The following is a 13,271-nucleotide window of genomic DNA, read 5'->3' as shown; positions in this document are numbered from 1 at the left end:
GATCGGAAGGTTATTCTGTCATCGGAGTGTCAGTCGAATTATCCTTAGTGAACTTATATATTAATACGCTTCGGTACTTTTTAGACTCAACGTTTCACATACAAGTTGGGCAAAGGCATCGAAGCTGCCACAGGAGCGCAGGCTTTCCAACTTCTCCTCCTGCCGGATCAATTCTACAAACAGATCATAGATCCCCATCGCCTGTTCGTAATCCTCTTTGCAGATAGATAACATAAATACAGCATGTACTTCATTCTCCTCATCCCACGGAATCGGCTTCTCGAGCAGACATACCGATACGGTCGTACGAGTTGAACTCAGCTCCATGGGATGCGGAATCGCCATGCCTCTTCCAAGCGCCGTTGAAGCCATCTTTTCCCGTTCCTGCACAGCGGGCCAGAACTGCTCCGTCACGATTCCCTTCTCTAACAGTGCTCCGCTCATCTCAGCCATAAGTGTCATTTTGTCAGGCTGATCGGACCGAAACATGAACAACGCTGGATCAAAGTAACGCAGTAGCGTCATTTCCTCCTGCTCATCACTGGTTCGCACCAGATGAGTGATCGTTGCCATGTCGCGTTCCGATGGAATCGCAGCAATGACAGCCGACGGTTTGCCTTTGGACTCACGTAACCGGATCGTGGAAATAACCAAATCTTCGGGTACACTCCCCATCTCCTCATACTCCCGTAGCGAAACCACACGAGAGACCTCCAGCTCGGCAAATAACGAACGCAATCTCGATTCAAGAATACGGGCTGTGCCGTATCCTGACCCACAGACGAGTAATACGGATTTCCGTTTGCGATGAGGAATCTGGTATTTACGTTCCAATGCTGCACCAATATGAAGAGCCAGGTAACCAATCTCACTGTCATTGATCTCATGAGGTACGTATGTCTGTAGCTGTTTCACTGCACTTATCGTAATCTCATAGGCGAGTGGATAATATTTACGTATATGTCCCAGCAGTGGATTCCGCATATTCATGCCATGTTCCAGGCGAGTAATCATGGGCTTCAGATGGGCATACAGATCATTTGGCAATCGTTCATCATCACGCAGATCATAGGTGTACCGATCATAGATATGACCCAGCATCTGCTGTACAGCAACATATAACGGGTCACTTCGAAGTCCATTCCAATCGGTAGTGGTCATTTTTTTGCTAACAATATGCAACAGCAGATAATCTCGCTCTCCAACTGGACAGTGAATGGAATATAACAACTCCAGATCCTGAATAATCTGCTGTGCAAGTTGCTGATCCTGAACATTCGCCTCCACTTTCTCGAATCGCTCCAGTTCATGCCCCTGCTTAATACGTAATACCATAACAGCCAGATGCGTAATCAGATCTTTCAGTGCCACATCTGCAATACGAACATCCTGTTGGCCTACATGGCGAATGACGATCTCGCGGATGTGCGCGGGTTCGATTGGATACAACAAACGTTCCTGTGCCACGGTCATTCCTTCGGGGCCCAGTTCTTCATCTCGCGAATCGGCGTACTCGGCAAGGCAATAGCGGAACCTGTGCTCGTCCCCGACAACTTTCACACCATGTCCTGGCTTGATCTGAAGCTGAAGCTGGTAGTTCTCCAGAATCTGACGAATGATTTTCAGATCATTGTTCATTGTTGCACGGCTTATAAACAGCTGATCAGCGAGGTCTTCCATCTTGATATGACCCGGTTCACCAAGCAGCTTGAACAATTCATACCGGATACGCTCATCAGGCGATCCAGGTACTGGCGCACCTTTTTCCCGATCATCCTTCTGTTCCTCCAACAGCTCAGTATACCGCTTCGCATCATGCACACGAATGGAATAACCCCGCCCACGCTTGGATTCCAGGCTCCCACCATGCCCAGCAAGGATATGATCCAACTTTTTCAGATCATCCCGAATGGTACGCACCGTAACCTCTAGTCTGTCTGCAAGTGCTTGGCTCGTCCAAGCCTGTTCCTGCCCTTCACCATGAATGAGGTGGAACAGCTTTTTCAACCGTTTAGTTGGAAAAATCATACCGATATCCGACCTCCCTTCTGATCAGGATTGTGTCAAACTAAAGTTCAGCTTATATGGATACAAGTACCGTCATTAATTTGCAATGTTCGAGTTCCGGCAAACGAACGACCTTTTCTCCATCGGTTAACCTCTGCTGAGGCTCCAGGGGTTGTTCACCAAGAGATACACGCTCTGCATGTACAGGTTGATTAAAGTGTATGTTCACGTTTGCAGACTGCGCCAAATATGGATTGAAGACACGTACAATGTAACCCTCACTCTGCTCTGCTTTCTTAAAACTGCTTAACACCACGTTGGAATCGTCGCTGAACGACATCAGGCTGTAGTCTGTATCAAGAACACGTTCCTCATCGCGGAAAGCAAAGATCAGACGTCCATTCAAAAAGTCGCATTGCTGATAACTGCTGATCGGTGTCAAATATTCACGTGCAGTCCGAGCTACATTCGCTTCGTCGAACCCGGAAACCTGGATATGCAGGCCAAAGGTAAAGGAGAGCTCGCCGAGCAATTGCGCGTCAGGTGTTGTCACAATTTTCTCACCGGAGGCCCGTCCGGGACGATACAAGAGATTTTCCTTACCCATGAAACCGAAAGTACGGAACAAGGTCAGGGCAATGGTATCCATTTGCTCGCCAATAATCTCGTATTCACGTACACCTTCCGTCAACACAGCCATACCATGGGAACCGTTGTTCAACCCAGCATAACTCTGCATCGCTTCAATAGTGAGCGGTTTCTCCTGCCATTGTTCGCGCTCCCATACTTCCACTTCTGGCAATGAGGTTGGACGAGCAATGACTCCAAACGGTTGATCTGCAATGGATAGGGATGAAGCAATTCCTGTATCAAAAAGGACACGCAGACGGTGGCTGAACACCTCATTTTGCACCTGAACGTGGAAGCGGATCAGCTTCTCTCCTTTGCGAAGAGATATCTGCACCTGCATTGGCAATGCTCCCGACGTGATGCCTGCGGCGCGTTCTTCCAGATCGTAGGGAACATCCAGCGTGAAACGCAGGGATAGTGTCTGGGAAACGGACGTTTGGGTAGTAGTCGCACTCATCTGGCTGGCTGCCGAAGAAACAATTAGATCCCGCTCGGGTGGAGAATAGTTGTAGGAATCTCCGTCATCCCCGTTATCTTCGAAGACCATTTGATCCGCATACACTTGACCAGATCGCTTATCTGTAATTTGCAAGGTGCCGTTTGCTTGTAGCGCAATGCTGAAATGTTCATTTTCAATTGTGTCTCCGTTACGCCGCTCAATAACAGGTGCAGCGCCCTGACTGAAATCAAAAACAATCTGGGTGTAGCCCATAGCCGGAACTTCTTGCAATTCCACCAGCAGCTTCGCGCGATATACGCGTTCTGGCAGATGCACTTTGCGACTTGGATTCAGGTCAATGTGTTGTCCAAGCACATAATCGGTCTGATCTGCTTTTTCTACAATGGTGTAATCCAGCTCGCGTCCCTTCGTATCCCGAATGACAAAGGATTCTTCCGGAATATAAGCTTCAATCTCAGTAACCCCGCCTCGCACATACGGTAGCGTGTTGAACAGGGTGAACGCAAATGTCTCCTCCTGCTGTATCGTTGAAGCAATCATCCGCATATGCAGGTCGAGCAGATTGAGTGCGATATCATAGGCCTGTTTGTAACGAAACGCAACGTCCTGATTGGTTGTATCACTGTTACAACCACCGATGCTGTCATGTGCCGCATTCTCAAACAACAGCTTCCAGATATCCTCCACAATACGATGCGGGTAATCATGCCCGAGAGAATGGCTAATGGCAAGTACAGGTTCGAGCGTGTTAGCAATCAGATTCTCAATTCGGTTATTCTGTTGCTTGAGATCTGCACGGGTGGAAAAAATGGACTTGTGAATCCGCATGTGCTTGGCTTCCATTAATTCACCCCGAAGTAGAGGCAGATCCTGACTATCCGCTTCGATCTCCGCCAGAAAACGTTCCGGTTCATTCATCACATATTCGCGTTCTGTATCCAGTGCATTGAAGCGTTCAATCAACTCCGGCAGATTCAATCGCACAGGCGCCTGATCAAACCCATTGGGGAAATAGATATGTTTGGTGGAGGCTTTGCGTTCCAGCGCACCAATCTGTTTCTCCAGATAAGGGATCAGATCTTCTTCATTTTCCGGAATGTTACCACCGTAGTAATACCCGAATGGCATCTGTACAGCAAATACACGACTGCCATCCGACCCTTCCCACGTAAACTCGGTATGTGGATTCGTATTATCCGAGACACCACGCCAGAACAGGAAACGTTCAATGCCAAACTCCCGATAGATCTGCGGCATCTGTGCCGATTGTCCAAATGCATCCGGAACATAACCAACCTTCATCGCATGTCCGTACTTTTGTGCTGTTTTCATACCATAATGCAGGTTTCGGACCATGGATTCACTGGAAATCACCAATTGATCCGTCTGTGTATACCAGGGTCCAGTCATCAGTCGTTTGGCTGTAACCAGTTGGCGGATCCGTTCCTCATCTTCGGGACACCAGCGGATGTAATCATCCAGCAGCGAGCCTTGTGCATCCAGCAGGTAATAATGGAATCCATCGATATTCTCTAGTGCACCCAATACTTCCTTGACGTGTTTGACAAGATACACTTTGGAACGGGAGGTCGTAAAATACCATTCCCGGTCCCAGTGCGTATGTGGAATCACATGTACTTTGGTACGATTTCTCTCACTCATATCTCTATATCCCTCCAGATGCTTTTTAAAGGTTGTTCAAGATACTGAAAACCGATCTTTTTGAACATGTACTTTTAGTCAAAAACGAGTTCGATTTCTTCCCCGTTTTTCTTCACTGAAGCTTCCTGAGTCTTGGCAGGCTGTTTCTCTTCTTCATCACGGAAGTTCACCAACATGGTGCCACCCGCCACGATCAGTGCGCCGACAATGCCTCCGGCAAGGTACGCGATTGGGGTACCTACTGACACAGCTCCATATAAGCCGCCAATTGGTGGCATGATGATATGTGCTCCCAGCAGTGCAGTCAAGGCAGCGCCCGTTGCACAGGCAAACATGTTGACCAGAATCATCTTGGCAGGGTTACGCAGTGTGAACGGAATTGCACCCTCCGTGATGCCGATCACGCCCATAATCACTGCACCTTTTCCCGCTTCCTGATAGGTTTTGGAAAAACGTTTCTTCATTAGCAATGTTGCCAAACCATAACCAAGCGGCGGAATGCAGATGGCAATATTAATGAAAATATTCGGCAGATAGACACCGGACAGGAACAGGGCATTGCCTGCCATCCATGCCGCTTTGTTGACGGGTCCGCCGAGATCGAATCCAATCATTGCCCCCAGAATAATGGCAAGCACAACGGTATTGGTTCCGCTCTGGCTCATGTTTTGAACCCAAGCAATGAGATACTCATTCAGCGCGCCCAGCGGGCCACCCAGAATGACTGCCATCAGAAATCCGGTTAAACCTACGGTAATCAGCGGTAAAATGATTAACGGTACCGAGCCAGCGGCCGGACCTGTAATCTTAACTTTGTTTTTGACCCACAAGGTGATGTATCCGGCAAAAAAACCGGAGATTAATGCGCCCAAGAAACCAGCGTTGGTCTGCTGTGCCAGCACCCCGCCGATCAGACCTGCGGCCAGCGCAGGTTTGTCAGCAATGGAGTAGGCAATGTAACCGGACAGGACAATCGTCAATAATCCGATGCCGCTCCATCCTACATTTTGCACGAGATATAAAATATGCAAGAATCCGCTTCCATCTTTGTACGGATCAAGATCAGTAATACCCATTGATAGTGCGATAATTTTGCAGATGGCAACGACCAGGGAACCCGCGATAATGACCGGCAGCAGATAGGAGATACCTGTCATTAGATGTGTTTTTGCTTCACCAAACCATTTTCTCATCGTACTCTCTCCTCATGTGGAAGGTGGGGTTAAGCTTGTGCGTTCACAGCCTCGACGGCTTTGGTTAGTACCGCTTCTGCCTGACTTACGGCATGACCGATTTTGACACGTACGATTTTTTTATCGCCAAACCGATCCATGTCCTTCACCGTTTGATCCGCTGCAATCAGTACAAAATTCGCTGCAGCAATATCTTCTTCCGTCAGCTTATTGACTTGTCCCATGGCTCCCTGCTGTTCCACTTTGATCTCATATCCCAGTTGCTGAGCTGCTTTCTCCAATGCTTTGGCGGCCATCGGGGTATGGGCGAGACCTGCGATACATGACGTTACACCTACGATTTTCATTATGACACCAGTCCTTCCGTATATTGATGAAGCAACGCATATACATCTTCCGGATGCACCGCTTCCGCGATGGCCTCTTTGAATGAATCTTCCAGCAATAAGGTGGCAAGTGAAGAGATAATTTGCAGATGGGATACGTCTACATGACCTTTAGGCACAAGGATGGCAAAAATATATTTTACCGGCTTGCCGTCATGAGATTCCCAATCAATGGGCTCCCGCAATCGAATGACCATCACTGCCGGACGTGTTACAACTTCACTCTGGGTATGGGGAATTGCAAAGTGATCCTGAAGTCCGGTGGAGTAGACACGTTCGCGTTCCCACAGATCAGCCGCAAGTTGTGCACGGTTTGTAGTGATGCTGTAACGCTCTGCCTCCGCAGATATAAAATCAAATACATCCTCTTTGCTATGCAATGTCTGATCGAGATAAATCTGATTGGTTGTAATCATGATCTCTGTCTCTCCTCCTCTCTCTATCCAAAACGATAAGCGCTTACAAGATCATTGTAACGGATTCTTCCTTGACCTTGGATCTAGAAAATTTCCCCTTCGAAGCGGAAAAACATTAGCCATAGTAAAAACCCTGAGTCTAATGGACTCAGGGCAGTTGTAAATGAATTTCAATTGATATGCTGCAAAGGCAGCGTAAGTAAGTACAGAACTTGGACTCTAAGCGGATAAAACATCAAGAACGCTGTGTCCAACGCTGCATTCCTGATCGAAGACCGTAATATGCGGCGGCTAGCAAAATAAATCCGACAACAGCCATAATCATGGATGTTGTATCCCATTGAACACGGCTTCCAAAAGCAATCTTGGATTGCAATGGGGTAACAGAAGAAGCGGTGTTTGTAAGATCAGGTACATAATTCATGGTCATGATCATGCCTTGAACGACATTCCAAGCTACAAAACCGATGATGAATAACAAGGTAACCAAAAAGGATTCCAGCGCTAATCGTTTGTTCATGATTGTCATTTTGCCTCCTCTTCCCACTCAATTAGACAAAACGTGTTGCATCTCCTGTTTCAAACGTTCTTTATTTTCGTCCACATATTGATACAGCAGGTCAAAGCTTTCTTCGTTATCCGATTGCATGCTCAAATTCGCGGCTTCCAGTTCAATCTGCTGTAATACCTCATGAATCTGTTCCCCGTGTGTTTGCAGGCTTGTCGTGATGTCATCTTCGGACAGGCCATTCACATTATCTCGTAATTGCCCGTGCGTTACACCGCTTTTGGACAACATCTGCTCTATCTTCTTCAGGATCACGGCATCTGCATCATTGCCAATCCGCTCCATAGCTGTTATCGTCTCACCCAGATACTGTCCGCTGGAATTCTCAAGGAAACCGGTCATCCCGTTCATGGACAGCTCGGTATCCAGATCAATGATTAGAATGATATCTCTCAATACTTGCGGAAGTTCCGGCCCACTTTCTCGAATCGTCGAAAATTCAGCCCGATAAAGGTCCATGGCAACACTCCCCACCACTTCTTCACCTGAGATCTCTTCAAGCTGATCAAGTGGTAACAACTCCTGCAATTCTTCTTGTAACTTGTTCATCTTTCTCTGCCTCCTGTATCTCTCTGTCTAAATAGTTTGAACGTGTTTTTTACACTGGACCACTACGCAGTCAGAATAAACTTCCGATCGCTGTTATCCCCAGATTTTTTCAATCCCTTTATTAAAGGGTAAAATCCGGTGATAAAGGCGAACGCTCCGCTTCTTCAGTTTTTTTCTGCCCTCTCCGTTATCGTGTAAATTTCAAGTTCAACTACGCCGACACGTTATTACATCATATCAGAATACGCTATATAAGTTGAACTTATGGAAGTTGGTATAGTATATCCTTTAACAATTTACAGGGAATATCGTCAAGTTAACGTGCACTTGACCTCTGGAAAATGTTCCGCTGTTATGATCTTGACATCACGAGTCTTGGGAGGGGTAATGATGCGCCTGGCCTTGTTCACAGACACCTATCTTCCGGAAACCAATGGTGTTGCTGGCACGCTCCACCGCTTGAGTAACCATCTGAACCGCAGAAGAATTGAACATCTGCTGTTTACTCCGAACTCCGTCATTGAAGGAAGCCATGAGACTCAAGTCCGATCGGTTGCCAACATCCCTTTTTTTCTGTATCCCGAATGCCGCATTGCTCTACCCAACAGAGCAGACACGCACAAGCAGCTACAAACCTTTCAACCCGATCTGCTGCATATCGCCACACCTTTTAATATGGGGTTGCTTGGTCTGAGGTATGCCCTCAAACACCATCTTCCCCATGTTGTCTCCTACCATACCCACTTCGATCGTTATCTCGAATACTACCGGTTGAAAAGTATGATTCCTCTCTACTGGAAGTATATCCAGTGGTTCCACCGTGCCTGTGATGCAACCCTAACTCCATCGCAGGAAACGTTAAACACCCTGCAAACCCAAGGCATTCAGCGTCTGAAACTTTGGTCTCGCGGGATTGATTGCAACCTGTACTCCCCTGATAAACGCAGCTCGGATATCCGTGAACGATACCACATCACCGCTCCCCTTATTCTACTCTACGTTGGACGCATTGCCCCGGAAAAAGATATCGCTACACTCACGACTACCATGCAGCAGTTGCCCCAGGAAATGCAGTCCCGTGTACACTGGATCATCGTTGGCGACGGCCCATCTCTCCCGAAAATGCGTCTGCAATCCCCACCCAATGTCACCTTTACAGGTTATATGCATGGCGAAGAACTTGCTGTTATGTATGCTTCGGCAGATCTGTTTGTGTTTCCTTCCTCTACGGAGACATTTGGCAATGTGGTACTGGAAGCGATGGCTTCAGGACTCCCTGTAGTGGCGGCCAATGCCGGAGGTGTAAAGGATCTGATATCCCACCACCGCAATGGTGTATTATTCGAGCCAGGTCAGGCTGATGCACTGATTCGGGAGATATGTCTCTGGGGAAATCACGGGGACCAATTGCGGATGATGGGATTGGAAGGCAGAAAGCTGGCTGAGCAGCGGTCGTGGGAGCATATTTTTGATACACTAATCGGGGATTATGAGGAAGCTATAGAACATCGGAACAGAAAAACGAAAGATCGAATTATTACAGCGTAGTTTTATGAAATCAGTTTCTTCTACCAACCCATAACTACCGCCTCTGCCCTATGCTAAATTAAACCGGTTCGCTCGTTCAGGCTGCCATAGCATTTACACTCTGCTACGGTCAGCCTGAAACATGTTTCCATACGTTTCATAACAAAACCTCCTTCTTGGAATGGGTTAAGCTATTTACACGGTATGTAGAAACATAGAAGCCGAAGTTATTGAAATTATTTAGAGTATTTTGAATGATTGTATATATAGAAAAAGACATGACCTCATTGAACTGGATCATGCCTTTTATTACAAACAATCTATTGGTTGAATTTACTGAACGGGACTTTGATATCTACAAACCCTTTAGCGTAGGGTGCAACCTCATAAGGGTGGAATCGGATGACGATACCTTTGTCATATAAAAAGAATTCAGATGTTTGATCAAGCTGAAAATCATAAATATTTTCTTCAAAAATAGAAACTCCTGCATTATACATGGCTAATAGACTGTTGGAGATTGATTTCTCTACCTTCTCCATCTGAGTATCGTCTTTGACATACTCGCTTAGCTTCAGTTCTTTTCCCGTTCTTAAATCATAGTTATATGATTTTGTCGCATCCATTCCATGTGCTCCGCCAGTGTACACATGATCTTCATATACCACAGATAACTTTTCTTTTGCATTGTATTTTACACTGGCCATGGTGATGTAGAAATATTTTTTGTTTGATTTCTTTTCTTCTTTGTCCAGGCGAGCTGCTTTCACTGTGTGGAGTTTAAATGTCTTGTTCAGCTTATCCGTCACAGATTTATTTCCACCTGTTAGATGTATGTATGGCTGTCCTTTGTAATATTGGACCTTCGTTTTCACTGTAATCGTGCTGCCTGCCTCTACATGACTACTCGGAAGAATGATAGCAATCAGTACAGTGATCAACAGGTAATTTATCCATCTCAATTTTTTTCTTTCCATTCTATATTTCAACATTATCGATTTACCCCCTTTGGCTCAAACGATATCGTTTCCTGCATTCTGTTCCATATTACCTGTGGAGTGTTCTTTAGGTCTGTTCCGCTCTGAACGTTGCCAATCCAGATGTCTTCTGCTCCTGGGTGTTGTAAATAGTGCCTAAGCGTTGCTTTGATCAGAATAGACGAATGTAAGTCCAGCACCTCATCCAGCGGTATCCAGAATAACTCGCCTTCATCCGAGGGCACAAAATGTCGATGCCTAGTCTCTCCGAAATATACAAACTGCTGCCAAATCTCACCACCGTTAACTTCCAACAGAATATATCGAAGCCGAAAGTGTTCGACATCCTCTTGCGTGAACCCGGTCTCTTCTTCAATCTCCCGATAGCTGGCGCTCATGGGTACGTTCAGTTCCCCTTGTTCCAGATGTCCGCCAATGCCACCCCAGAATTCAAAATCAAACAATCTGCTACCCGCCTTCTTCATCATCAGCATCTCTGAGCCATTGCTCAAAAACGCTGTAGCCATCTGTCTAATTTCCATATGTTCCTCGCTTTCCAAACTGGGATTATAGGAATTCAATTTATATAACCGTCTTCTAAAGCAGTTTCTTCAGCTCACTTAGATGCTCAATCGTATGTAAAGGACTAGTCGTAATTCTGTCCTGCCACGGCTGGTTGACCTTCATCCAGATGGTGCTCATGCCTACGCTTGCTGCTCCTTCAATATCGTTCACGGGATGATCACCAATGTAAATGCATTGCTCTGGTTTTAGACCGAAATGATCGAGCGCAAGCTGAAATATGCGTGGATCGGGCTTTTTGACTCCAGCCTCTTCTGAAACAATAATATGGTCGTAATCATCCCGGATACCGAGTTGATCGATCTTCCCATACTGAATATCGGTCTGCCCATTGGTAATTAACCCGGTTTGATATTTCCCCCGAAGATGCTGAACGACTTCTCGCGCCTGTTCCATCAGAACTGAACTTCGCACATACTCTCTGCCATAGAACTCCATCAGTTCTGCATGTGGCGGATGCTCTGCCCAGGGCAGTTCATGCAACAACTCGTTGAACAGAAAGGGTTTGTCCTTATAACCATCCTGGTCGAGTTCAATAATTCGTTTGCTTATATCTTCGGTTGACTCAAGGTGACCAAAATAGGTTTTAATCAAACTCTGCGTGAAGCCGTCAAAGGTCATTGTTCTGTTCAGAATTGTATTGTCCAAATCAAAAATAACCGCTTTAATATGATCCATCTTCCTTCTCCCCCAATTCCAGTACATGCGTTATCTTCTCCATACTCGTCACTTCTCTAAATCCCAAGTCGCGATAAAAAGATCCAGCAACCGGTTGATCCGTGTACAGAACCAGTCGAGCGTAATGATTTTCCGCTTTTTGAATAACCGCATCCATCAGGCTGCGCCCAACCCCATGTCTTCGAAATTCTCTCATCACATAAAGCCTGCGAATTCTTCCTGTATCAGTCACTTCAGAATAAGGATCTCTGTTCAGACCGCAGATCCCAACCACCTTATCGTCCATTCTGCATTCAAAAAGCGCTTCATCTTCTTGCTCGAATGTATTGATTCCTGTCTCATATTCATGGATTAATCGCTCGATATGTCCGAACCCCTCACTGGAGCTTTCAACCAGCATCGCCACTAAATCGTCATGATTCCACACCGATATCTCCTGTATCTGCATGGTGTAACCGCCTCCATCATTTTAAATCAATGGTACACATGCAAACCCAACCATACATTGAACGATGGCCGGGTTTATCTTGTACAGCTCATTCTCATTTTTTCTTTTTGTGATAGTGATAACCTGTGCACAGACCCTTTTGTTTGGATTTGGCTGAACAGTTATGTCCACCGTTCTTGTCCAGTCTGCCTGGATGAGCATAAGCGGAAGAGGATACACCAACAAGTACGACAAGAGACAGGATTACGATAACAACCTTTTTCATAAGTCACCCTTCGATCAACACCCTATGCTTTAGGGCTTAATACGTGCTATATCATTCTACATGAAAATCCACAATTTGGATATCCTTCATCTTTTTAGCCGATCCATTCTCATAAAATCTTAAATTGCTTTAATGCATGGGTGACTCCATCTTCACTTGCCCGCAGGGTGACATAATCAGCGCTTTGTTTAATCCGTTCTCCGCCATTTCCCATCGCAATTCCGATTCCCGCATACACTAGCAGATCCACGTCATTCTCCCCATCGCCAAAGGCCATTGTATCCTCTCTGGATATCTTCAGGTAGTCGAGAACTTTCTCTGCGGCTATAGATTTGCTGACTTCGCTCGCTTCCAGCACATTCACTACATACGGATGAAATCTCACGAATCGTAAGGAAGGAAATCTGGACTGGAATTTCTCCGTCTCCGCTTCATCCGCATATAAGCAAATGCAATATACGTCCTGTTCCAACGTGCTGATTTTCTGTGGGGAATCCATAAGTCCAAGCGTATCTCTTAAAGCGTCAGTAACACGACCATCTGTTGTACACAACCCGTTCGTCTCAAATGACTCTGTAAAATATGAAATACTGTGCCCATGCAACTCGGCAAACTCACTGAATGCTCTAACCATCTGTGCTGAAAGTACAGACTTATGTATCACTTCATCACCTGCTTTGATCAATGCCCCATTAGCCGAAATGATCGTATCGATTCCGAGATTTCTGAATTCTTCGCATAAATTATAGGGCCTGCCTGTGACGAGTACAACTTGAACGCCTTTACGAATCAATTCCCGGATCGACTCAGCTGTACGCGGTGATAAACTCCGATCTATTTCGCTCAGCAACGTACCGTCCACATCAAAGAATACAGCTCTAATCAAAATGTACTTCCTCCTCTGTCTTCAATTAAAAAGAGCA

At 46.1% G+C, this 13,271-nt stretch carries 14 protein-coding genes; 1 reads left to right on the top strand and 13 read right to left on the bottom strand.

Translation table 11 applies throughout. The features are described 5' to 3' along the window. Positions 1–60: 60 nt before the first annotated feature. The 7 genes from MKY01_RS08555 to MKY01_RS08525 form a co-directional block, all read right to left on the bottom strand. Complete coding sequence (locus MKY01_RS08555; RefSeq protein WP_339286230.1) at positions 61–2,028, bottom strand: BglG family transcription antiterminator; 1,968 nt, start codon at positions 2,026–2,028, stop codon at positions 61–63. 52 nt (positions 2,029–2,080) lie between these two features. Continuing rightward, complete coding sequence (gene mngB, locus MKY01_RS08550; RefSeq protein WP_339286228.1) at positions 2,081–4,759, bottom strand: mannosylglycerate hydrolase; 2,679 nt, start codon at positions 4,757–4,759, stop codon at positions 2,081–2,083. A 74-nt stretch (positions 4,760–4,833) separates the two neighbouring features. Then, on the bottom strand, positions 4,834–5,952 hold the full coding sequence (locus MKY01_RS08545) for a PTS fructose transporter subunit IIC (protein WP_036610325.1): 1,119 nt from the start codon (positions 5,950–5,952) through the stop codon (positions 4,834–4,836). Between the two features lie 29 nt (positions 5,953–5,981). Next, complete coding sequence (locus MKY01_RS08540; RefSeq protein WP_036610328.1) at positions 5,982–6,299, bottom strand: fructose PTS transporter subunit IIB; 318 nt, start codon at positions 6,297–6,299, stop codon at positions 5,982–5,984. Beyond that, complete coding sequence (locus tag MKY01_RS08535; protein WP_339286226.1) at positions 6,299–6,754, bottom strand: PTS sugar transporter subunit IIA; 456 nt, start codon at positions 6,752–6,754, stop codon at positions 6,299–6,301. Before MKY01_RS08535 ends, MKY01_RS08540 begins: the two co-directional genes overlap by 1 nt. A 235-nt stretch (positions 6,755–6,989) precedes the next feature. Continuing rightward, positions 6,990–7,274 carry a hypothetical protein gene (locus tag MKY01_RS08530; RefSeq protein ID WP_143781374.1) on the bottom strand — a complete coding sequence of 95 codons (285 nt, stop codon included), beginning with the start codon at positions 7,272–7,274 and terminating at the stop codon, positions 6,990–6,992. 27 nt (positions 7,275–7,301) lie between these two features. Beyond that, positions 7,302–7,871, bottom strand: coding sequence for a DUF4375 domain-containing protein (locus MKY01_RS08525; protein WP_127544622.1), 570 nt, complete (start codon positions 7,869–7,871; stop codon positions 7,302–7,304). A gap of 387 nt (positions 7,872–8,258) precedes the next feature. Between MKY01_RS08525 and MKY01_RS08520 the strand changes: the two genes are divergently transcribed. Further along, on the top strand, positions 8,259–9,419 hold the full coding sequence (locus MKY01_RS08520; RefSeq protein ID WP_339286223.1) for a glycosyltransferase family 1 protein: 1,161 nt from the start codon (positions 8,259–8,261) through the stop codon (positions 9,417–9,419). Positions 9,420–9,718: 299 nt separating this feature from the next. Here the strand turns inward: MKY01_RS08520 and MKY01_RS08515 are convergent, their stop codons facing one another. From MKY01_RS08515 to MKY01_RS08490, 6 genes are all read right to left on the bottom strand, one after another. Continuing rightward, positions 9,719–10,390: a DUF3298 domain-containing protein gene (locus MKY01_RS08515; protein ID WP_339286221.1), complete on the bottom strand. Its 672-nt coding sequence runs from the start codon at positions 10,388–10,390 to the stop codon at positions 9,719–9,721. Next, on the bottom strand, positions 10,390–10,917 hold the full coding sequence (locus tag MKY01_RS08510) for an NUDIX domain-containing protein (RefSeq protein WP_339286220.1): 528 nt from the start codon (positions 10,915–10,917) through the stop codon (positions 10,390–10,392). The genes MKY01_RS08515 and MKY01_RS08510 overlap by 1 nt, the downstream gene beginning before the upstream one ends. Before the next feature lie 55 nt (positions 10,918–10,972). Beyond that, a complete protein-coding gene (locus MKY01_RS08505; RefSeq protein WP_339286219.1) occupies positions 10,973–11,635 on the bottom strand; it encodes an HAD family hydrolase in 663 nt (220 codons plus the stop codon). Beyond that, positions 11,622–12,083 (bottom strand): GNAT family N-acetyltransferase, encoded by a 462-nt coding sequence (locus tag MKY01_RS08500; protein ID WP_339286218.1) that lies wholly within the window; start codon positions 12,081–12,083, stop codon positions 11,622–11,624. Before MKY01_RS08500 ends, MKY01_RS08505 begins: the two co-directional genes overlap by 14 nt. Positions 12,084–12,177: 94 nt before the next feature. Next, complete coding sequence (locus tag MKY01_RS08495) at positions 12,178–12,348, bottom strand: YHYH domain-containing protein (protein WP_094030640.1); 171 nt, start codon at positions 12,346–12,348, stop codon at positions 12,178–12,180. Positions 12,349–12,457: 109 nt separating this feature from the next. Beyond that, positions 12,458–13,234 (bottom strand): Cof-type HAD-IIB family hydrolase, encoded by a 777-nt coding sequence (locus MKY01_RS08490; protein ID WP_339286216.1) that lies wholly within the window; start codon positions 13,232–13,234, stop codon positions 12,458–12,460. Between the last annotated feature and the right edge of the window lie 37 nt (positions 13,235–13,271).

Source organism: Paenibacillus sp. FSL R5-0486 (assembly GCF_037975155.1).
Lineage (GTDB): Bacteria > Bacillota > Bacilli > Paenibacillales > Paenibacillaceae > Paenibacillus > Paenibacillus amylolyticus.
Note: the sequence above shows the minus strand (reverse complement) of the source record. Positions and strands in the feature narration are given on the sequence as shown.